The organism is Shimia fortis, from assembly GCF_040225985.1.
Classification (GTDB): Bacteria; Pseudomonadota; Alphaproteobacteria; order Rhodobacterales; family Rhodobacteraceae; genus Shimia.
The window spans coordinates 73,014-92,411 of record NZ_JBBPEU010000010.1 but is presented as its reverse complement, the minus strand read 5'-3'; the positions used below and the strand labels follow the sequence as shown (position 1 = coordinate 92,411).

The 19,398-nt window shown below is 60.6% G+C and carries 23 protein-coding genes; 11 read left to right on the top strand and 12 right to left on the bottom strand.

Annotation, left to right across the window (positions count from 1 at the left end; translation table 11 throughout):
* Positions 1-6: 6 nt before the first annotated feature.
* Positions 7-1,734, top strand: coding sequence for a dihydrolipoyl dehydrogenase (gene lpdA / locus WNE31_RS14890; RefSeq protein ID WP_349980742.1), 1,728 nt, complete (start codon positions 7-9; stop codon positions 1,732-1,734).
* Between the two features lie 214 nt (positions 1,735-1,948).
* Here lpdA and WNE31_RS14885 read toward each other — a convergent pair whose 3' ends face one another.
* From WNE31_RS14885 to WNE31_RS14870, 4 genes are read right to left on the bottom strand one after another with little or no spacing between them, the layout of a single operon-like run.
* Entirely contained in the window at positions 1,949-3,409 is a 1,461-nt protein-coding gene (locus WNE31_RS14885; protein WP_349980741.1) for an adenylate/guanylate cyclase domain-containing protein, read from the bottom strand.
* 51 nt (positions 3,410-3,460) lie between these two features.
* The gene (locus WNE31_RS14880; RefSeq protein ID WP_349980740.1) at positions 3,461-5,239 is read right to left on the bottom strand and encodes an SLC13 family permease; all 1,779 of its coding nucleotides are present in this window, start codon (positions 5,237-5,239) and stop codon (positions 3,461-3,463) included.
* 44 nt (positions 5,240-5,283) lie between these two features.
* Positions 5,284-6,183 (bottom strand): DMT family transporter, encoded by a 900-nt coding sequence (locus WNE31_RS14875; protein ID WP_349980739.1) that lies wholly within the window; start codon positions 6,181-6,183, stop codon positions 5,284-5,286.
* Positions 6,180-6,998 carry a TIGR00282 family metallophosphoesterase gene (locus tag WNE31_RS14870; RefSeq protein WP_349980738.1) on the bottom strand — a complete coding sequence of 273 codons (819 nt, stop codon included), beginning with the start codon at positions 6,996-6,998 and terminating at the stop codon, positions 6,180-6,182. Before WNE31_RS14870 ends, WNE31_RS14875 begins: the two co-directional genes overlap by 4 nt.
* 202 nt (positions 6,999-7,200) lie before the next feature.
* Between WNE31_RS14870 and WNE31_RS14865 the strand changes: the two genes are divergently transcribed.
* Positions 7,201-7,437, top strand: coding sequence for a putative hemolysin (locus WNE31_RS14865; protein ID WP_349980737.1), 237 nt, complete (start codon positions 7,201-7,203; stop codon positions 7,435-7,437).
* A 3-nt stretch (positions 7,438-7,440) separates the two neighbouring features.
* On the opposite strand, the gene WNE31_RS14860 is transcribed toward WNE31_RS14865, so the two are convergent.
* The gene (locus WNE31_RS14860; protein ID WP_349980736.1) at positions 7,441-7,995 is read right to left on the bottom strand and encodes a 5-formyltetrahydrofolate cyclo-ligase; all 555 of its coding nucleotides are present in this window, start codon (positions 7,993-7,995) and stop codon (positions 7,441-7,443) included.
* 16 nt (positions 7,996-8,011) lie between these two features.
* On the bottom strand, positions 8,012-9,403 hold the full coding sequence (mgtE, locus tag WNE31_RS14855) for a magnesium transporter (RefSeq protein WP_349980735.1): 1,392 nt from the start codon (positions 9,401-9,403) through the stop codon (positions 8,012-8,014).
* 217 nt (positions 9,404-9,620) lie between these two features.
* On the opposite strand from mgtE, the gene guaD reads away from it, so the two are divergent.
* Positions 9,621-10,913, top strand: coding sequence for a guanine deaminase (gene guaD, locus WNE31_RS14850; protein ID WP_349980734.1), 1,293 nt, complete (start codon positions 9,621-9,623; stop codon positions 10,911-10,913).
* Between the two features lie 103 nt (positions 10,914-11,016).
* Here the strand turns inward: guaD and WNE31_RS14845 are convergent, their stop codons facing one another.
* Positions 11,017-11,256, bottom strand: a complete 240-nt coding sequence (locus WNE31_RS14845; RefSeq protein WP_349980733.1) for an Lrp/AsnC ligand binding domain-containing protein — start codon at positions 11,254-11,256, stop codon at positions 11,017-11,019.
* 132 nt (positions 11,257-11,388) lie between these two features.
* On the opposite strand from WNE31_RS14845, the gene hisB reads away from it, so the two are divergent.
* Together hisB and hisH are read left to right on the top strand one after the other, a co-directional pair.
* Positions 11,389-11,976: an imidazoleglycerol-phosphate dehydratase HisB gene (gene hisB, locus WNE31_RS14840; RefSeq protein ID WP_349980732.1), complete on the top strand. Its 588-nt coding sequence runs from the start codon at positions 11,389-11,391 to the stop codon at positions 11,974-11,976.
* Between the two features lie 3 nt (positions 11,977-11,979).
* Positions 11,980-12,618 carry an imidazole glycerol phosphate synthase subunit HisH gene (hisH, locus tag WNE31_RS14835; protein WP_349980731.1) on the top strand — a complete coding sequence of 213 codons (639 nt, stop codon included), beginning with the start codon at positions 11,980-11,982 and terminating at the stop codon, positions 12,616-12,618.
* Positions 12,619-12,661: 43 nt separating this feature from the next.
* Here hisH and WNE31_RS14830 read toward each other — a convergent pair whose 3' ends face one another.
* Positions 12,662-13,402: an AraC family transcriptional regulator gene (locus WNE31_RS14830; protein ID WP_349980730.1), complete on the bottom strand. Its 741-nt coding sequence runs from the start codon at positions 13,400-13,402 to the stop codon at positions 12,662-12,664.
* Between the two features lie 94 nt (positions 13,403-13,496).
* Here WNE31_RS14830 and WNE31_RS14825 point away from each other — a divergent pair, with 94 nt between their 5' ends.
* Positions 13,497-14,033, top strand: coding sequence for a peroxiredoxin-like family protein (locus WNE31_RS14825; protein ID WP_349980729.1), 537 nt, complete (start codon positions 13,497-13,499; stop codon positions 14,031-14,033).
* A 125-nt stretch (positions 14,034-14,158) separates the two neighbouring features.
* Positions 14,159-14,410, top strand: a complete 252-nt coding sequence (locus WNE31_RS14820) for a WGR domain-containing protein (RefSeq protein ID WP_349980728.1) — start codon at positions 14,159-14,161, stop codon at positions 14,408-14,410.
* 1 nt (position 14,411) lies between these two features.
* Here the strand turns inward: WNE31_RS14820 and WNE31_RS14815 are convergent, their stop codons facing one another.
* Positions 14,412-14,810, bottom strand: a complete 399-nt coding sequence (locus WNE31_RS14815; RefSeq protein WP_349980727.1) for a DUF2147 domain-containing protein — start codon at positions 14,808-14,810, stop codon at positions 14,412-14,414.
* 136 nt (positions 14,811-14,946) lie between these two features.
* On the opposite strand from WNE31_RS14815, the gene hisA reads away from it, so the two are divergent.
* The 4 genes from hisA (at position 14,947) to WNE31_RS14795 (ending at position 17,460) form a co-directional block, all read left to right on the top strand.
* Positions 14,947-15,669, top strand: a complete 723-nt coding sequence (gene hisA / locus WNE31_RS14810) for a 1-(5-phosphoribosyl)-5-[(5-phosphoribosylamino)methylideneamino]imidazole-4-carboxamide isomerase (protein WP_349980726.1) — start codon at positions 14,947-14,949, stop codon at positions 15,667-15,669.
* Between the two features lie 107 nt (positions 15,670-15,776).
* Entirely contained in the window at positions 15,777-16,538 is a 762-nt protein-coding gene (hisF, locus tag WNE31_RS14805) for an imidazole glycerol phosphate synthase subunit HisF (RefSeq protein WP_349980725.1), read from the top strand.
* Positions 16,535-16,852 carry a phosphoribosyl-ATP diphosphatase gene (locus WNE31_RS14800; RefSeq protein ID WP_349980724.1) on the top strand — a complete coding sequence of 106 codons (318 nt, stop codon included), beginning with the start codon at positions 16,535-16,537 and terminating at the stop codon, positions 16,850-16,852. Before hisF ends, WNE31_RS14800 begins: the two co-directional genes overlap by 4 nt.
* Before the next feature lie 68 nt (positions 16,853-16,920).
* Positions 16,921-17,460: a hypothetical protein gene (locus tag WNE31_RS14795; protein WP_349980723.1), complete on the top strand. Its 540-nt coding sequence runs from the start codon at positions 16,921-16,923 to the stop codon at positions 17,458-17,460.
* Between the two features lie 4 nt (positions 17,461-17,464).
* Here the strand turns inward: WNE31_RS14795 and WNE31_RS14790 are convergent, their stop codons facing one another.
* The 3 genes from WNE31_RS14790 to rlmB form a co-directional block, all read right to left on the bottom strand.
* Entirely contained in the window at positions 17,465-17,932 is a 468-nt protein-coding gene (locus WNE31_RS14790; RefSeq protein WP_349980722.1) for a CoA-binding protein, read from the bottom strand.
* Between the two features lie 203 nt (positions 17,933-18,135).
* Positions 18,136-18,438: a hypothetical protein gene (locus tag WNE31_RS18470; RefSeq protein WP_463407437.1), complete on the bottom strand. Its 303-nt coding sequence runs from the start codon at positions 18,436-18,438 to the stop codon at positions 18,136-18,138.
* A gap of 94 nt (positions 18,439-18,532) precedes the next feature.
* Positions 18,533-19,312 (bottom strand): 23S rRNA (guanosine(2251)-2'-O)-methyltransferase RlmB, encoded by a 780-nt coding sequence (rlmB, locus tag WNE31_RS14780; protein ID WP_349980720.1) that lies wholly within the window; start codon positions 19,310-19,312, stop codon positions 18,533-18,535.
* Positions 19,313-19,398 lie beyond the last annotated feature (86 nt).

The window sequence follows — 19,398 nt, the reverse complement described above, 5'->3', positions numbered from 1 at the left end:
ATTAAAATGGAAATTCAAGTCCCTGATATCGGTGATTTTTCCGATGTTCCCGTGGTCAGCATCCTTGTCTCGGTCGGCGACACTATAGCCGCCGAAGACCCGCTGATTGAGCTGGAAAGCGACAAGGCCACGATGGAAGTGCCTTCGCCCGCCGCTGGCGTGGTGAAAGAGATCAAGGTGGCCGAAGGTGACACCGTCTCGGAAGGCAGCGTCATCATGATCTTTGAAGGCGCCGCAGCCGCAGAGGCCCCCAAGGCCGAGGCCCCTGCCGCCCCCGCCGCACCGCAGGCCGTTGCCGCGACCGGCACCGCAACAGGTGCGGGTGACGTGCATGCCGAGGTCGTCGTGCTGGGCTCCGGCCCCGGCGGCTACACGGCAGCATTCCGTGCTGCCGATCTTGGTAAGAAGGTTGTGCTGATCGAGAAAGACGCCTCGCTCGGCGGGGTGTGCCTTAACGTTGGCTGTATCCCGTCCAAGGCACTGCTGCATGCCGCCAAGGTCATGACCGAGGCCGAAGACATGGCCCATCACGGCATCACCTTTGCCAAGCCAGAGGTCGATATCGACGCGCTGCGCGGTTGGAAAGAGAGTGTGATCAACCAGTTGACCGGCGGTCTGGCTGGATTGGCCAAGGCGCGCAAAGTGCAGGTCGTGAACGGGTATGGCACCTTCACCGGCCCCAATATGATCGAGGTCGACAATGACGGCGCCAAGAGCACCGTCAGCTTTGACCAGTGTATCATTGCTGCCGGGTCCGAGCCTGTCACCCTGCCCTTCATCCCGCATGACGACCCGCGTGTGATCGACTCGACCGGTGCGCTGGAACTGCAGGACATCCCCGAGCGTCTGCTCGTGCTGGGTGGTGGCATCATCGGTCTGGAAATGGCCTGTGTCTATGACGCGCTGGGGTCGAACGTGACCATCGTCGAGTTCATGGACCAGATCATCCCCGGTGCGGACAAGGACATCGTCAAGCCGCTGCACAACCGTATCAAGGGCCGCTACGAGGCGATCCTGACCAAGACCAAGGTCACGGGCGTTGAGGCCACCGACGCAGGTCTGAAAGTGACCATGGAAGGCCCCGATGGCGAAAAGGTAGATACATTCGACAAGCTGCTCGTCGCGGTGGGCCGTCGCCCGAATGGCGCCAAGATCAACGCCGCCGCAGCTGGCGTGGCCGTAGACGAGCGTGGCTTTATCGCGGTCGACAATCAGCAACGCACTGGCGTGCCTCACATTTTCGCCATCGGCGACGTGGTTGGCCAGCCGATGCTGGCCCACAAGGCCGTGCACGAGGGCAAGGTCGCAGCAGAGGTCTGCGCAGGGCACAAGCGCTTCTTTGACGCGCGCGTGATCCCGTCGGTGGCTTATACAGACCCCGAGGTTGCATGGGTGGGCGTCACCGAAACGCAGGCCAAGGCCGAAGGTATCAAACTGGGCAAGGGATCGTTCCCATGGGCCGCTTCGGGCCGCGCGCTGTCGATCGCGCGTTCGGAAGGTATTACCAAGGTGCTGTTTGACGAACATGAGCGCGTGATCGGTGCAGGTATTGTTGGCCCCAACGCGGGCGACCTGATTGCCGAGGTGGCGCTGGCCATTGAAATGGGATCGGACGCGGTGGACCTTGGTCACACCATCCACCCGCACCCCACGCTCAGCGAAACGGTGAACTTCGCCGCAGAGATGTTCGAAGGCACCATCACCGACCTGATGCCGCCGAAGAAGAAAAAGTAAACGCAGCGCGCCGCCCTCACTCAAGGGCGGCGCGAAGCACTTGAATAACGATCATTAAGTCTCTGATACCAAGCCAAAAGTGCCTTCGGTATCACGTCGGTATTACGTCGGCATCGCGTCGGTACTGCAGTGCAGAAATTGCCGGGTCACGCGGCATTTCGGAAGCCCTTGGACTGCGCGCAAAACCTTCGGCTCGAACCTAATCTCCTTCCGCTTACCCTTTCCCGGCGCTTAGATCCTTCAACGCGGATCTCAGGAGCGCGACAATCTCTTGCCGCTTTCCGTCTTTCAGAAGCGCACGGTTGATCGTCAGCGAGATTGCATCATCGCTATGATGGATAATTTGCCCCTTCTCTGCCAGACCGTCATAAAGACCCGCCACGCGGTAGGTCCTGACCGGTTTGGCAAACCCCTTGACCGAAATCTCGCCCACAGGTTCGGCCAGCACCGTGTCTCGCACAAGGGACCAGGTTTCGTGCGCCAATAGAATGCCTCCCGTCTCTGCGGCGCTTTCCAGCCGTGCCGCAAGGTTCACCTCGCCGCCGATAATCGTGTAGTCCATCCTGTCCTCGGACCCGAAATTGCCAACCGTGCAATACCCGGTATTTATGCCGATGCGCATTTCAAAGGGGCGCTCGAGCCCCTGATCAAGCCAGCGCTGCCGCAGTTCGTACATGCGGCGCTGCATGGCGATGGCCATGCGTACAGCCTGAAGAGCATCCTGCTTGACTCCCAATGTGTCAGGGTCGCCAAAGTAGAGCACGATGGCATCGCCGATGAACTTGTCAAGATTTGCACCGTGTTCCTGCGCAATGCGGCTCATTTCCGTGAGGTATTCGTTCAATAGGTCGGTGAGCTCCTCGGACTGCATTTGGTCGGTGGTTTCCGTGAAACCCACGATGTCGGAGAAAAACACCGTGAGCTTCTTGCGTTTGCTTTCGACACGCACCTCCTGATCCCCCCTCAAAATCGCCTGATACAGTTGTGGAGAGATGTACTTGGCCAATTGACGGGAGACATTTTCGAGTGATTGGTTTGCCATTTCGACGCGAAACCGAGACTCCATCAGACCTTTCTCGGCGGTCGTTGCAGCCCACTCAAAAAGCCCAATCATTGTCGCCATCAGGAACGGCAAGCAAACTGAATTGAAAGCAAAAAACAGCGTGTCAAAGCGCGGTCCCATCGGTGTGAGTGGTCCATTTTGCAACGTCCAAGCCCCGGATAGAGCCAGAGCAACGACGAAGAGCGCGGCAATGGCCGCACGTGCAGGGCGCGGTGCAAAAGGCATTATCACCGCCATTAGGACGGAGTTCACGATGTAGAAAAAGAACGCTGGCTCGACGCCAAAGTAAAGTGTCGCGACCACCCCGTGCAACGGAATCTCAATCAAGACAGCAAGAATGTAAGCCACAACGCTGAAACGGTTCTGCACGCAGACTATCCAAACCGCCCAGCCCCAAATCACCACGCTGGCGAGGTTGAACAGAAACATAGGCATGTGCCCGAGCGCATAAAATATGAAAACAAATCCTAGATGCACCAGAAATGCCGATGGATAGCCGACACGCCCCATGACGTGCATTCGCATTTCTTGATCGCTCAAGCCGTCGGGACGAACCGAGAAGTAGTCCCGGACTTTTTGTGAGATGTCAGCCAAAGCCAATGCTTTTTCCATTTATTTCCTGGAAACAGCATACAGAAGTCAGGCGGATATCCTAAACCCGAATTATAGCGGCCAGATGAACGGAATGACAAAAGACGCCAGCAGGCCAATCGACAGGTTCAGCGGAATGCCGACGCGCATGAAATCGGTGAATTTGTACCCGCCCGGACCGTAAACCAGCATGTTGGTCTGGTATCCGATGGGCGTCGCGAAGGACGCCGAGGCCGCCACCATGACCGCCACGACAAGCGGGCGCGCATCGATGCCCATATGGGCGGCAAGACCAATCGCAATCGGGGTTACGACCACGGCGACGGCATTGTTTGACACCATTTCCGTCAGGACCGAAGTCAGCAGGTAAATCGCCCAGACGACAAGGAAGGGCGGCAACATCCCGAGATAGGGTGCGACCGCCTCGACAATCAGGGTCACCGCGCCCGAGCTCTCCAATGCCACCCCAATAGCCAGCATCGAGAAAATCAACGCCAGAAGACGCCCGTCCACGAAAGAAAACGCCTCGTCGGCGTCGATGCAGCGCGTCACCAGAACGATGGCGACAGCCAGAAGCGACAGCGCGAAAATCGGGGCCAGACCGAACCCCGCAAGAATGACAATGCCCGCTAGCGCGGCAAGGGCTATGGGCGCATGGCTGCGGCGGAATTCACGTTCGGACGGTTGCGACACGTCCACCATGTCCATTTCCTGAGCCAGCCTCTGGATGTCTGCTGGTGCCCCTTCCAGCAACAGCGTGTCCCCGACCCGCACAACCAGTTCGTCCAGCTGGCGGCCGATATTCTGGTTCCGGCGATGCACGGCCAGCGGATAGACCCCGAACCGGCGCCGCAGCCGCATCGAGCCAAGACGCCGCCCCACCATTTTACAGCCCGGCGTGATCAGCACCTCGACTGTGGTGGTCTCGACCGCGGAAACCTGGTCCACGCGCTTGAGCGACTTGTCCCGCTGCAGCGACAAAAGCTCGGTCATGCGTGTCCGCAGCACCACGCGGTCACCCACCTCCAGCACGACACCTTCAAGATTGCGCCGCAGAGACTCATCACCACGCACCACGTCGATCAGGCGCACGCCCTGCCGTTTGAACAGTTGCACGCTCAGAACCTCGCGGCCGATCAGGTTGGAGTCGGGGGGAATGACGGCCTCGGTGAAAAACTTCATCTTTGATTTGTCGGACAGGAGATTTGCCATGCTGTCCCGGTCCGGCAACAGGCGCGGCCCAAGAAAGCGCAGGTAAATCATACCCCAGATCACAAGGACAATACCAAGAGGCGTGACTTCGAAAATGGTGAAGGGGGCCATGCCCTGTGCCCGCGCAACACCGTCGACCAGCAGGTTGGTCGATGTTCCGATCAGGGTCAACGTCCCGCCGAGGATCGCCGCATAACTCAGCGGAATCAGCAACTTGGAGGACGACACACCCAACGTGCGGGCCAGTTGGATGAACACCGGGATCATGACCACCACAACCGGCGTGTTCGACACCACCGCCGAGGCCACGATGACGAACGCCATCAGCATGGCAATCGCCAGTTTCGGGTTCGTCTGTGCCTGTTTGTCGGCCATATGGGTAAAGGCACTGAGCGCGCCGGTACGGACCAGCGCCCCCATCACGATAAACATGGCGGCAATGGTCCATGGCGCCGGGTTGGCAAGCACCTTCAGCCCCGCATCATACGGCAACACCCCCAGCACAAGCAGGGTTGCGACACCGGCAATGGCAACCACCTCGGTCGGAAAGCTTTCGCGCAGGAACAGCACGAACATCACGCCGACCGTGGCCAGTGTCAGAACGGCTTGGGTTGTCTGGGAAAAGGTAAAGAAATCCATGTAGGTTCCGAATATCGCTTTGGCTCACCTTGTCCGAAGCTGACCTATTGAGCAATAGACGCTTTTTGACGCGGCTGCACAAGCGCCATCCCCGCAAGGATCAGCATCATCGCCCCCCAGACCCAGAGCGAATACCGCTCGCCCAAGAGGATCATGGACCAGATCACGCCAGCCCCCGTGACGATATAAGCCACCTGCGCAGCAAACACCGCCCCGGCCTGCGACACAAGCCAGACATATCCGGTATAAACGCTCACATGGATCAGCGAGGACAGGATCAGGGCGTATTCCGGCGCATTCCATGTGGTGCGCGGGTCGATGAATTGGCCCGACATCACCGCCAACGGCAGCGCCACGATGGCCCCAAGCGCCGAAGCCCCGAACAACACGTGTCCCGGCCCCAACTCGTGCATGCCCCAACGCGCCACGACATTGCCCTCGATCCCGTAGCAAAGCGGCGCCACAAGGGCCACCGGCACCCACCAGACCATGGCCGGATCCGGTAGACTGTCGGGTCCCGCCAAAACAACAACGCCCGCCAACCCCATGAGAAGACCACAGAATCTTAGCCAGCCAAACCGGTCCGTCCGCAACAAAAGCGCCACCGGAAAGGCAAAGATCGGCACCAGCGAGATGATGACCGACATCACACCCGCAGGCAGATGCGCCGCGGCCCGGTAGGAAAAACTGTTGGGCAGGATCGTACCCAGAAGCGCGATCATCAGGAAAAACCACCAAAGCCCGCGCGGCAGCGCCAGCGGCTTGCCGCGAAAGGCGCGAAACACCCCCAGCACCACCGCCCCGATGGCCAACTGCCAGAAGATCAAGCCCAGGGGTTCATAGCCTTCGCTGACGGCAATCTTGGTCAGCGGCTGTGTCATGCCCCAGCCCGCGCCCAAAAGGCACAGGATCGCCATCAGGCGCCATGGCTGCATGGTGCTCATGCGGGGCCAGACGGGCTGAGCCGCCCGCCCTGGCGCACCATTTCGATGCGCGTGGCCGTGCCGGTCCGGTCGTCGGTTTCAACATAGACCCCGGATAGGGTTGCTTCGCCCATCGCCGGGGTAAAGCGGCTTTTGGGCATGCCGGTCACAAAGCGGCGCATCGGTTCTGCCTTTTCCATTCCGATCACCGAGTTGTAATCACCGCACATGCCCGCATCGGACTGGAACGCCGTGCCACCCGGCAGAATCTGGGCGTCGGCGGTCGGCACATGGGTATGTGTCCCCACCACCAACGACGCGCGCCCGTCACAGAAATGGCCCATGCCCATCTTTTCCGACGTCGCCTCGCAATGAATGTCGATGATCGACGCCTGCACCAGCCCCCCGCGCGGATGCTTGCGCAGCTCGGCATCCACGGCCGAAAACGGATCGTCGAAGGGCCGCTTCATGAACACCTGTCCCAGCGCCTGCGCCACCAGCACCTTGCGACCGCCGCGCGCTTCGAACACCCGTGCGCCGCGCCCCGGTACATCGCCATGCGCATAGTTGATTGGACGGATGATCCGCGGTTCGGTCTGGATGAACTGCAACATATCCTTCTGATCAAACGCGTGATCGCCCAGCGTGATACAGTCGGCCCCTGACTCGAGCAGTATCTTAGCGTGATCACCCGACAGGCCCATGCCGTTCGAGGCGTTTTCACCGTTCACCACCACAAAATCGAGCCGCCACTCTTCGCGTAGGCGGGGCAGCTCTGCTTTGATGGCCGCGCGCCCCGCGCGCCCCATCACATCTCCGAGAAACAGAATTTTCATGAGAGCATGGCCTAGCCCCAACCGGCGAGTCCCGCAAGAGGCCTGATCCGGCACCTTGTTGTTTTTCGAACACCGCGCCGCAACGCCCTGCCCCGGTTCTATGGGCTTCCGTCACGACACACTTGGAAAAAGCTTGAAATGACCAAGCTGCCCCCTGATCTTGCCAAAAACACCCCGGAATATCTGTAGAAAGGTCCTAGAGATGAAATTGCCCGCCCTGATCGCTACCGGCCTGCTTGCGGCCAGTCCCGCCTTGGCCCAACCGGCCAAGACCACCACCACGCTTGCCAATCCCGCGGCCACGTTTTGTGTGGAAAATGGCGGGGTTTACGAGATCAAATCCGATGCCAATGGCAACCAGTCGGGCCTATGCGTCTTTCCCGATGGTGCCAAGATCGACGCCTGGGACTTTCTGCGCTCCCATTTCGAAGGGAACTGACACTCAGAAGCTACGCACACCGCTTTCCGTGACGATCATGTCCAGCGGCTGATCCGTGGGTTCCAGTGGCAGGTCCTCGGCCTCTTGCGCGTCAAAGGCAAAGCCAATGGCCAGCGTGGCACGCCGCGCCCGCAGCTGTTCGAGCGTCCGATCATAGAACCCGCCGCCATAGCCCAGACGCCCGCCCCGCGCATCAAACGCAACCAGCGGCACGATCAGGATCTCGGGCTCGAAAAAGTCATCCTCGACCGGAACCATGGCACCAAACGGCCCCTCGCGCAGGGGGGCGTCCGGTTCCCAGCGTGAAAACGCGAGGGGTCGACCTGCGCCTTGAATGACCGGCACCCCCACCGGCCCGTGGGCCGACGCCTCGGCCATGGCGGCCAAAGGGCTGATTTCAGTGCGGATTGGCATGTACCCCGCCAGCGGCACGCCACGATATCCTGCCAGAACTTCGGAAAGATGCCCTGCCTGCCCCGGCCCGACATGGTCGAACGCCACCTTACGTCGTGCAAAAGCGGCTTTGCGCGCCGCTGCCTTGATTGCACTCAACTCCATGCGGGATCCCCCGGATTCAGGCCAACATCACGGCGGCAAACCCGAGGAAGGCAAAGAAGCCGACCACATCCGTCACCGTGGTGACAAACGTGCCCGATGCCAGCGCAGGGTCAACGCCTGCCTTTTCCAAGACCACGGGAATGATCGCCCCGGCAAGTCCGGCCACGACCAGATTGATGACCATCGCGACAGCAATGATATAGCCGATCTGCATGGATCCGAACCAAAGCACGCTGATCCCGCCCATAAGCACCGCAAAGGCCAGCCCGTTCGCCAGCCCGACCAAGGCCTCGCGCCGGATCACCCGCCAGACGTTCGCGCCGGTCAAATCCTTGGTCGCCAGCGCCCGCACCGCCACGGTCAGCGACTGTGTGCCCGCATTCCCGCCCATCGAGGCCACGATCGGCATCAATACCGCAAGCGCCACGTATTTCTGAATGGTGCCTTCAAATTGCGCAATCACGAGCGAGGCAATGATCGCCGTCAACAGGTTCACCGCCAGCCAAGGAAACCGCTGGCGCGCCGTGTCCGACACGGTGTCGGTCAAGGATTCGTCGCCCACCCCGGCCAGCCGCATGATGTCTTCCTCGTGCTCTTCATCCAGCACGATCATGGCGTCGTCGATCGTGATCACCCCGACAAGGCGGTCGTTCTCGTCCACGACGGGGGCCGAAATCAGGTGATACTGGTTGAAGGCATAGGCCACGTCTGCCTCGTCCTGCGTGACGGGAATGGTCTGGAACACGTCTTCCTTGATGTCACGCAACAGGACCTCGCGCCGCGCCCCCATGATCCGGCCCAGCGTGACATTGCCCACGGGGCGCATCCGCGGATCGACCAGAATGACGTGATAGAACTGTTCCGGCAGGTCCTCGGAACTGCGCAGGTAATCGATGCATTCCCCGACCGTCCAGTGTTCCGGCGCCATTGCCGTTTCGCGCTGCATCAGACGACCGGCCGATTCCTCGGGGTAAGACAGCGCCTGTTCCACGGCCACGCGGTCAGCATCTTCAAGATGTTCGAGAATCGCTTCCTGCTGTGGCTCGTCCAGATCCTCGACCAGATCGACCACGTCGTCGGATTCCAGCTCGCGCACCGCCTCGGCCAGAACCGCCGGGTTCAGCACCGCGATCACCTCTTCGCGGACGCCTTCATCCAGTTCCGAGAGGATTTCCCCATCGAATTCGCGGTCATAAAGCTCGATCAGACGACGACGGTCAAAGGCGTTGATCTGTTCCAGAAGGTCGGCGATGTCCGCCGCGTGCAGTGGCTCCATAAGGGCGGTCAGCCGCGCCTTGTCGCCGGTCTCCACCGCATACAGGATCGCCGAGATTTCCTTGCGATCAAGGGTGTAGGCGTCATCTTCGTCAAGAACTTCGGAAGGTGTGTTTTCGGTCGTCTGGCTCATGGCTCACCCTCCTGTCGTGTCTGGCCGGACCCTAGAACATTCCATAAAAAACGTGAAGCGCAACTTTGTCCCGACAGCGCCTAAAACCTTGGCGTCGCGCCGGTTTTTGCGCATTTCGGACAGGCACAGGACCGGATGGGAATTTCCGGCTGGCCCCGGCCTGCCCACATGATAGGTTTGTCGCGTTTCCGCCGCTTCTCCGGGAAGGACCCGCGCCATGTCCGAAAAATCTCTGCTGCTGGGCCAGACGCTCGACTTCGTGACCTCGCCTTTCGAGGCCCCCCCGGAACAGGCCGCCCGCATCCGCAGGCGCGGCGCGGTCATGATCGAGGGTGGCCAGATCGCCGCCGTGGGCGAGGCCGACACCCTGCGCCGCGACCATCCCGAGGCTGCGATCACGGATTATGGCGAGGACCTGATCTGCGCCGGTTTCGTGGACGCCCATGTGCATTACCCGCAAACCGGCATCATCGCGAGCTGGGGCAAACGCCTGATCGATTGGCTGAACAGCTACACCTTTCCCGAAGAAATGCGCTTTCACGACGCCGAGTATGCCGCTGAAATCGCGCGACTTTACCTCGATCTGACCCGGGCACACGGGGTCACGACCATGGCCAGCTACTGCACCATCCATCCCGAATCGGTGACCGCCTTCTTTTCCGAGGCGCAGCGACGCGGGCAGCGGGTTGTCGCGGGCAAGACCTGTATGGACCGCAACGCGCCCGAGGGCCTGCGCGACACACCGAAATCCGCCTATGACGACAGCAAGGCCCTGATCGAGACATGGCATGGTGTCGACCGCCTGTCCTATGCCATCACACCGCGCTTTTCCCCGACCTCGACCCCGGACCAGCTTCAGGCCCTTGGCGCTCTCTGGGGCGAATATCCCGACTGTCTCATGCAGACCCATCTCAGCGAACAGACCGACGAAATCGATTGGGTAAAGGGTCTGTTCCCCGACGCCCGCGATTACCTCGACACTTACGAGGCGTATGGGCTTCTGGGGACAAACGGCCTTTACGGCCACGCCATCCACCTTGAACCGCGCGAAAAGGACCGGCTGAAAGAAGTCGGCGCGGGTCTGGTGCACTGCCCCACCTCGAACACCTTCATCGGCTCGGGCCTGTTCGACATGGGCGGGCTCACGGCGTCAGGCCACCGCGTCGGGTTGGCCACGGATACCGGTGGCGGATCCAGCTTTTCCATGCTGCGCACCATGGCCGCCGCATACGAGATCGCCCATTTGCGCCACAACTCGCTACATGCCGCGCAACTGATGTGGCTGGCCACCGTCGGCTCGGCCCGCGCGCTGCACATGGAAGACAGGATCGGCAACCTGAAACCGGGGCTCGAGGCAGATATCGTCGTGCTGGACCTCGCCTCGACCCCCGACATCGCCCAACGCGCGGCCCGCGCCGAAACCACGTGGGAGGCGCTTTTCCCTACCATCATGATGGGCGACGACCGCGCCATCCGTGCCGTCTGGATCGACGGCAAGAACGCGCTCTAGCCCATTCTTTTTCTTGGGAAAATACCTCCGCCGGAGGCACACCGCCGGCCCGCCGGGGCCGGCAAGACCTGCGCGCCCGCAGGGCGCACAATCCTATTACGCTCTAAAACGCCTTGAACGTCAACGTGGTCAGCGACCTTTCAATTCCGTCGATATCCAGCAGGTTGTCATTGATGAACTTGCCCACATCCTCGCCCTCTGGGATATATAGCTTCATCAACAGGTCATACTCCCCGCTGGTCGAAAACAGCTCCGAATGGATTTCCTTCAGCGCAATGCCTTCGGCCACGCGATAGGTGGTCCCGGGCTTGCAGCGAATCTGGATGAATACACAGGTGGTCATATTTGGTCCTCGTCCGGTTTGGATGCAGGCTGGCACAATTAGCACGCCTTCCACAATCCCGAAACAACGCCTCTTGGCCCCGAAGAACACCCCCCCTATAAGATGGCGCAACCCGAACCACGAGGACGCACCATGCGCACAGCAGAGGTCAGCCGCAGCACCGCGGAAACCGACATCACCGTTCAGATCAACCTGGACGGCACCGGCATCTATGACAACCAGACCGGCGTGGGTTTCTTTGACCACATGCTCGACCAGCTGTCGCGCCATTCGCTGATCGACATGACCATTCGCGCCGAGGGCGACTATCACATCGACGATCACCACACGGTCGAGGACGTGGGCATCGCGCTGGGTCAGGCGTTGACACAGGCGCTTGGCGACAAGAAGGGCATCCGCCGCTATGCCGCGTGCCACCTGCCCATGGACGACGCGCAGGTGCGCGCTGCGCTTGACCTCTCGGCCCGGCCCTACCTGATCTGGAATGTCGACATGCCGACCCAGAAGATCGGCAGTTTCGACACCGAACTGGTGCGCGAGTTCTTTCAGGCCTTGTCGACCCATGGCGGCATCACGCTGCATGTGGACCAGATCCACGGGTTCAACAGCCACCACATCGCCGAGGCCACCTTTAAGGCCGTGGCCCGCGCCCTGCGCGAAGCGGTCGAGACCGACCCGCGCAAGGCTGACGCCATCCCCTCGACAAAAGGGGCGCTGTAAAACATGCTGACAGCCATCATTGATTACGAGAGCGGCAACCTGCACTCGGCCGAAAAGGCCTTTCAGCGCATGGCGCGCGAAGTAGATGGTGGCGAGGTCGTGGTCACATCAGATGCCGATACCGTGGCCCGCGCCGACCGTCTTGTTCTGCCGGGCGATGGCGCCTTTCCGGCCTGTGCTGCGGAACTGCGCGGCCACAAAGGCATCTATGACGCCATGGTCGAGGCCGTCGAAGACAAGGGCCGTCCGTTCCTTGGCATTTGCGTCGGCATGCAGCTCATGGCCACCATGGGCCATGAATACGAGGAAACCGCCGGTCTGGACTGGGTCGCGGGCGATGTCGAACGCATCACCCCGACAGACAAATCCCTCAAGGTGCCGCATATGGGCTGGAACGATCTGGTGATCGAACGTCCCCACGCCGTTCTTGACGGAGTCGAAAGCGGCGACCACACCTATTTCGTGCACTCCTACCAGTTTCACGTCGCCCACCCCGAAGACCGGATCGCCTATGTCAACTATGGCGGTGATGTCACTGCGATCATTGGAAAAGACACGATGCTTGGCATGCAATTCCACCCCGAGAAAAGCCAGCATGTGGGCCTGCGCATGATCGGCAACTTCCTGCGCTGGACACCCTGATCCGCCCTTGGGGGCTCTGGCCCCCAATTCATCGGAAGTATTTTTACAAAGAAGAAGACGGTGCCGGGCGCAAACGGCTTGGGGCGGTGCCATAGGCCTTGCGAAAGGCACGGGTAAAACTTTCGGGCGAGGCATAGGCATAGCGATGTGCCACGCGCTCGATCCGGTCGCCGTTCATCACATCCTGACGCGCCAGGATCAGGCGCCAGCGTCGTAGATACCCCATCGGCGTTTCCCCCACGACCCCGGCAAACAACTCGCAAAAGCGCGACAGGGACAGCCCCGCGATCTGTGCTAGGTCGGCATTGGTCCACAGACGGCCCGGGTGGTCATGCATGGACACGATGGCGCGGCTGAGACGCGGATCAGCCATGCCCGCCAGAAGCCCGGCTTCTGTGCTGCCACGTTCGATCTGGTCGCGCAGAAGACGCACCATCAGAGCCTCGCCCAGCCGATTGATCACCGACTGAGCGCCGCACCGGTTGGCCACGGCCTCATGATGCATCAACCCGACCAGCGCGGCGGTTTCGGGATGCGGGCGCAGGTCCAGTTCTACCTTGTCAGGCAGTGAAGCCAGCAAAGGGTTTGAAGCCCCCGCCCAATCAACCGAGGCAGCAAACAGGACAGCCTCCGCGCAACTGCGGGGTTCAGTCGCGCGCGCGAAAAACACCACCCGCTCGGGCGTGGCTCCGTCTTTGGCACAGGCGATGAGATTGGCCCGGCCCAAAGGCGCAGGGCGCACCGAAAGGTGAAAGCGCTCAACAAGTGTGGTTAGACGATCCATGGATTTTCGGTTTCTATGCACGGTTATTCGGATTTATCAAACCATAAATCCTGACAAAATCTGAATCAATCACAATCGACAGATAGGAAATCCGATGCTGATCCCACGCCAGAAAACCCCGAACCTGACCCTGCCAATGCTTGGCGGTGGCACTTTTGACCTCGCCTCCGAAGGCTCCGAGCGGGGCACGGTCATCTGCTTTTTCCGGGGTTTGCATTGCCCGATCTGCGCAAACTACCTGAAAGAGCTGGAAAAGCGCGTTGCCGATTTTGCCGAACGCGGCGTGTCCTGTATCGCCGTCAGTTCGGACGGCGAAGAGCGCACCCAAGCCATGGCCGACAAGATCGAAGCCAAGGGGCTGCGCTTTGCCTATGACCTGCCGCTTGATGTGGCGCGTGACTGGGGGCTTTATATCTCGACCTCACGGGGCAAGACCTCGATCGGGCTCGAGGAACCCGCCCTGTTCTCGGAACCGGGCCTGTTCATGGTGACGCCGCAACAGACTCTGTACTACGGCTCGGTGCAGACCATGCCCTTCGTGCGTCCGCATTTCTCGGAACTGGTCGGCGCACTGGATTTCGCAATCGCCAACGATTATCCGGCCCGCGGCGAATATACCGGCGCCGTCTGACCCCGGGGGCGTGTCCCTGCAGACACGCTGACGCAAGAATGAACGCCGCCCTTCTGGACCGGAAGGGCGGCCTGTGTGTAAGTGGAGGTCCGACCCCGAACCGCCACTTCAACTGGTTTCCCTAAGTGCATATCAGGCTTGAGAAATTCAATCACATCAAACGCCAGAAACGGTATCATGTTCTGCGCGTGACGCAGACCTTGTTCGGCGATTGGTGCCTTGAGCGGGAATGGGGGGCGATTGATGGCAGCGCCAAACAGAAAGAGCGCCGCTACCTGCCCGGCCTTGACCAGGCCCAAAACGAAGTCGAGCGCCTGAAGGCGCTCGATTTGGAAAAGGGCTATGCGGTGATCCCCGTGCAGATGGGGCTGTTCTAACTCACTGGATCCGGGTCCAGTCCTGCCCACGGCAGATCATGCCCCCGGCCACACAGCCTTTTACGTTCAGTTTCGATCCGCTCAGCGACATTTTGGATTTGTAGGTCTTGTCCGAATCCGGTGCCCAGATCTTGCCGCCGCCATAGGCACCATTGCCCTCGGCCTTCATGTCCCAGAGCATTTTCTTGCCCTTGTGCTCGTAATTTGGCGAGACATTGCCGTTCTTGTCATAGGCTTCCTTGATGGTCCCGCAGATGGCACTGCCACAGGGGGCAATGGTCACATGCAGATAGCCGCCGGTATCACCCGGCGCGGTTTTCCAGACACCCGCTGCGGGATCGGCTGCCGCAACAGTGGCGCCCGCAATCAGAACGGCACCGGCCAGAATGAGTTTTTTCATGGTTTTCCTCCCGAAATCTGAGCAAAACTCTGATACAGGGGGCGGTTTCGATCAACCCTGACTTGGGGTCACGTTGCATTTCCGGCAACTCCGTGCCAAACCGCGCCTGACCTCATATTCAGACCGGAATACCGCCATGATCCTTTACCCCGCCATCGACCTCAAAGACGGAAACGCCGTGCGCCTTGTGCACGGGGATATGGCACAGGAAACCGTATTTAACGAAAACCCCGCCGCGCAGGCGCTGGAATTCGTCAAGGCAGGCTGTGAATGGCTGCATCTGGTCGACCTGAACGGCGCCTTCGCCGGTGAGCCGGTGAATGCCGCACCGGTCGAGGAAATCCTGAAACAGACCAAGGTGCCCGCCCAGCTGGGTGGCGGCATCCGCGACATGAAAACCATCGCGAACTGGATCGACAAGGGGCTGGCCCGCGTGATCCTGGGCACCGTCGCCGTCGAGAACCCCGATCTCGTACGCGAGGCCGCGCGTGAATTCCCCGGCAAGGTCGCCGTGGGCATCGACGCCCGCAACGGCAAGGTCGCCACCAAGGGCTGGGCCGAGGAAACCGACGTGATGGTCACCGATCTGGCCAAATCCTTCGAGGACGCAGGCGTGGCCGCGATTATCTATACCGATATTATGCGCGATGGTGCGATGAAGGGCCCCAATGTCGAGGCCACCGCCGATCTGGCCAATGCCGTGTCGATCCCGGTGATCGCCTCGGGCGGGGTGTCGTCACTGGACGATCTGCGCAACCTGAAAACCTGCGGCGCGCCCCTCAATGGCGCAATCTCGGGGCGTGCGCTTTATGACGGGGCGATTGATTTGAAAGAGGCACTGGCCGTGATGAAGGCCTGATCTTCACCTTTGCAGAAATACTCTGGGGTGAATTGCCCCGGACCTGATCCGGGACAAGAGGGGCAAAGCCCCTTCCCCTGCCCCCAGAAAAAGCGGATAACATCGCCATGTTGAAAACCCGTCTGATCCCTTGTCTTGATGTGGCCGATGGCCGTGTGGTCAAGGGCGTGAACTTTGTCGGCCTGCGCGATGCGGGCGATCCGGTCGAAGCCGCCCGCGCCTATGATGCCGCCGGTGCGGATGAAATATGTTTTCTCGATATCCACGCGACGCATGACAATCGTGGTGTGATGATCGACATGGTGCAACGCTGCGCCGAACAGTGTTTTGTGCCGCTGACGGTGGGTGGCGGGGTGCGCACCGTGCAGGATGTGCGCCGTCTGCTTCTGGCGGGGGCCGACAAGGTGTCGTTCAACTCGGCAGCAGTCGCAAACCCCGATGTGGTGGCCGAGGCCGCCGCGCAGTTCGGCAGCCAGTGCATCGTGGTCGCAATCGACGCCAAGACCGTGAGCCCCGGCAAATGGGAAATCTTCACCCATGGCGGGCGCAAACCCACCGGCATCGATGCGGTCGAATTCGCGCGCCTTGTGGTCGAAAAAGGCGCAGGTGAAATCCTGTTGACCTCGATGGACCGCGACGGCACCAAGGCGGGGTTCAACCTGCCCCTGACCAAGGCCATTTCCGACGCTGTGGACGTGCCGGTAATCGCCTCGGGCGGGGTTGGCACGCTGGATCACCTGGTCGAAGGCGTCACCAAGGGCGGGGCCAGTGCCGTGCTGGCGGCGTCGATCTTCCACTTTGGCGAATATTCCATACAGGAAGCCAAGGAATACATGAACAATGCCGGCATCCCGATGAGGCTCACATGACCACGCTGACCGATCTTGCCGCCACCATCGCAGACCGCGCAGAGGCCGACCCCGAGTCAAGCTGGACCGCGAAACTGCTCGCCAAAGGGCCCGAGAAATGCGCCGAGAAATTCGGGGAAGAGGCGATCGAGGCCATCATTGAAGCGGTTAAAGACAATCGCGAAGGGCTGATCTCGGAAAGTGCCGATGTGCTGTTCCACCTGCTGGTGATGCTGCAATCGCGCGGCGTGACTCTGGACGAAGTTCTGGCCGAACTCGCGCGGCGTCAGGGCACCAGCGGCATCGCCGAAAAGGCCGCGCGCCCCAAAACCTGACAAGCCGCTTCCTCACCGGCGACGCCCGCGCCTATAGTGAACAGGATTTCTGTCAGGTTGAGGCGCGCATGTGGCGTTGGGCTTTTCTTCTAGTCATCACTTTCCTTGCGGCTTGTGGCGTGCCCTCCGAGCAAAAGGTCGCGGATGTCGACGGGCTGGCCCGTGCCTTGCAGACCATGGACAGTACCAATCGGGTCGCTCCGCAAGAAGCGCGGCGCGCGGCCGAGATCGCCTATGCCTATTCGCTTGAGCAACGCGAAGCCTACAAGGTCAGCGACCCACCCCTGATCCATAACACCAAGGTCAATCAGGGGCTGCGGCCACGCGGCCTGTGCTGGCATTGGGCGGATGATCTCGAAGCGCGCCTGCGCCGAGAAGGGTTCAAGAGCTTTTCCTTCCACCGTGCCATTGCCAATATCGACAACCTGCGCGTGGAACACAGCACCGTCATCCTGAGCGCAAAAGGTGCCCCCATGCAGGACGGGATCGTTCTGGACGGCTGGCGTTACGGCGGATACCTGTTCTGGGCGCCTTTGCCCGAGGACACACGCTATACGTGGGTGCCCCGCGCCGAAGTCTTTGCCACACGGCGCAAGGGCGCTCTGTAAGACCTCACAGCTTGGAAGAAATCACACCGGTGTTGAAGCCACCCATACGCAGCTCTCCGAATAGGCGTTGGTATTCCATTTTGGGGCACAGGTTCTGGATCACGGTCACGCCGTGCGCCTCGGCCTTGGCAGCAGCATCTGCGTGTTCGACGCCGATCTGCATCCAGACGGTTTGCAGGTTTGGAAAGCACGCGAGGGCCTCGTCCACGATGGGGGGCACGGCCTCGGAGCGGCGGAAGATGTCTACCATATCGACGGGCGTGTCGATCTCGGACAGGCTGGCCCGGACGGTTTCACCGAACAAAGCCTTGCCCGCGTGGCCGGGATTGACCGGGATCACCCGATACCCCTTGAGCCCGAGATACCGCGCCACATAGTAGCTGGGCCGCACAGGGTTCATGGACACGCCGACCACCGCAATGGATTTGGTGCGGTTCAGGACGTCTTTGAGAAGGGTATCGGAATAGGTCATAGGCAGACGCTAACCGGATTCTGTAAAAAGAAAAAGCGCCCAAGAAACTCTTGGGCGCCAGTTACGGAACGAGGGACAGTGAAGTCAGAGACAGCGGTTCCATGTCTGCCTCTTGTGCACTTCAGATATGTATCACCGGGCAAGTTTAAAGGGCTGATAAAACATCTGTGATCGCGCGTGGGAAACCGGCAAGATTCCGCCAGTCAGTCGAAGATATCCTCGACCACGTCGAACAGTTCTTCCGCCATCCAGCGTGCCCAGCCCTTGCGTTTCTTGCTTTTCTTTTTGTGTTTCTTACGGGGCTTGTCATGGGCAAAGGCCGGGGCCTTCATCACCGGTCGCTCAGGGTCTTTGCGGGGACGGTCCGGCACGGGCATCTGCTTGAGATCGTGCAGCGGTGCGCCACAGCTGGAACAAGCCAGTTCGTGACGGGTCTTGCCCTTGAGGACAAGAGCGGCGCGCGTTCCGCAATAGTTGCAGGTGGCAATTTTGGTCGGGTATGGAATCGGTCTTCTCCGGCGCTGCTTATATCCCACATGTAGGGCGCTGCAGGCATGTATGGGAGGGCGGCACCGGAAAAAGTGACGACGCCCTTCCCCCCTAATGCGGCAAAGACGCGTAGAGCGCCACCGCGGCAGCATTCGACACGTTGAGAGAGCCGAATCCACCGGTAAAGTCGATCTTGACCAGTTGATCTACGGTGTCCTTGGTTTTCTGACGCAATCCCGGCCCTTCGGCGCCCAGAACAAGGGCCACGGGCAAGTCGCGTTTGCCGTCCAGCGCCTGTTCGATGCTTTGTTCGGCTTCGCCATCCAGGCCCAGCACAAGATACCCCATCTGCTGCAACTCGTTGATGGTGTCTGCCAGGTTGCGCATCCGAAGATAGGGCTGACGTTCCAGCGCACCACTGGCGGTCTTGGCCAGCGCGCCGGTTTCGGGGGCCGAATGGTGGCGGGTGCCGATCACGGCCAGCGCGCCAAACACTTCGGCCGAGCGCAGGATCGCGCCCACATTGTGCGGGTCGGTCACGCGGTCGAGAAGGATCAGGCGCTGTGGCCGGTCGTCATCGGCAATGGCACGGTCCGACAGGCTGCCCCAGTTCAGCGGCTTGACCTCAAGCGCCGCCCCCTGATGCACGGATTGCGGATCAATCGGCGCCGAGAATTTACGCGGATCGACGATTTCAGGCGTCATGCCCGACTCGGCGATGGCCTCATCCAGCTTGTCCGCCGCGTTCTTGGTCACGATGAGTCGCAGTTTCTCGCGGGCCGGATTCGACAGGGCGTCGCGCACGGCATGCAACCCGAACAACCAGACGGTTTCTGCCTCGGCCTTGCGCTTTGACTGCTCTTTTTCGACAACCCATTTTGGTTTTTTCATCGCTCATGCGTCCTGTTTTCCACGGGAATTTACCAATGCGCCGGTTCTGGGTGCACCGCAAGCAATTTTCTTGTTGACGCCCCCTG

Bases quoted from the DNA above. Each gene is read 5' to 3' on its own strand.
- hisA (WP_349980726.1), top strand. From the start codon at position 14,947: ATGATCCTTTACCCCGCCATCGACCTCAAAGACGGAAACGCCGTGCGC.
- WNE31_RS14865 (WP_349980737.1), top strand. From the start codon at position 7,201: ATGAAATTGCCCGCCCTGATCGCTACCGGCCTGCTTGCGGCCAGTCCC.
- rlmB (WP_349980720.1), bottom strand. From the start codon at position 19,312: ATGAAAAAACCAAAATGGGTTGTCGAAAAAGAGCAGTCAAAGCGCAAG.
- WNE31_RS14800 (WP_349980724.1), top strand. From the start codon at position 16,535: ATGACCACGCTGACCGATCTTGCCGCCACCATCGCAGACCGCGCAGAG.
- WNE31_RS14885 (WP_349980741.1), bottom strand. From the start codon at position 3,409: ATGGAAAAAGCATTGGCTTTGGCTGACATCTCACAAAAAGTCCGGGAC.
- WNE31_RS14795 (WP_349980723.1), top strand. From the start codon at position 16,921: ATGTGGCGTTGGGCTTTTCTTCTAGTCATCACTTTCCTTGCGGCTTGT.
- WNE31_RS14825 (WP_349980729.1), top strand. From the start codon at position 13,497: ATGCTGATCCCACGCCAGAAAACCCCGAACCTGACCCTGCCAATGCTT.
- mgtE (WP_349980735.1), bottom strand. From the start codon at position 9,403: ATGAGCCAGACGACCGAAAACACACCTTCCGAAGTTCTTGACGAAGAT.
- WNE31_RS14790 (WP_349980722.1), bottom strand. From the start codon at position 17,932: ATGACCTATTCCGATACCCTTCTCAAAGACGTCCTGAACCGCACCAAA.
- hisH (WP_349980731.1), top strand. From the start codon at position 11,980: ATGCTGACAGCCATCATTGATTACGAGAGCGGCAACCTGCACTCGGCC.
- hisF (WP_349980725.1), top strand. From the start codon at position 15,777: ATGTTGAAAACCCGTCTGATCCCTTGTCTTGATGTGGCCGATGGCCGT.
- WNE31_RS14880 (WP_349980740.1), bottom strand. From the start codon at position 5,239: ATGGATTTCTTTACCTTTTCCCAGACAACCCAAGCCGTTCTGACACTG.
- lpdA (WP_349980742.1), top strand. From the start codon at position 7: ATGGAAATTCAAGTCCCTGATATCGGTGATTTTTCCGATGTTCCCGTG.
- WNE31_RS14815 (WP_349980727.1), bottom strand. From the start codon at position 14,810: ATGAAAAAACTCATTCTGGCCGGTGCCGTTCTGATTGCGGGCGCCACT.
- hisB (WP_349980732.1), top strand. From the start codon at position 11,389: ATGCGCACAGCAGAGGTCAGCCGCAGCACCGCGGAAACCGACATCACC.
- WNE31_RS14830 (WP_349980730.1), bottom strand. From the start codon at position 13,402: ATGGATCGTCTAACCACACTTGTTGAGCGCTTTCACCTTTCGGTGCGC.
- WNE31_RS14875 (WP_349980739.1), bottom strand. From the start codon at position 6,183: ATGAGCACCATGCAGCCATGGCGCCTGATGGCGATCCTGTGCCTTTTG.
- WNE31_RS14860 (WP_349980736.1), bottom strand. From the start codon at position 7,995: ATGGAGTTGAGTGCAATCAAGGCAGCGGCGCGCAAAGCCGCTTTTGCA.
- guaD (WP_349980734.1), top strand. From the start codon at position 9,621: ATGTCCGAAAAATCTCTGCTGCTGGGCCAGACGCTCGACTTCGTGACC.
- WNE31_RS14870 (WP_349980738.1), bottom strand. From the start codon at position 6,998: ATGAAAATTCTGTTTCTCGGAGATGTGATGGGGCGCGCGGGGCGCGCG.
- WNE31_RS14845 (WP_349980733.1), bottom strand. From the start codon at position 11,256: ATGACCACCTGTGTATTCATCCAGATTCGCTGCAAGCCCGGGACCACC.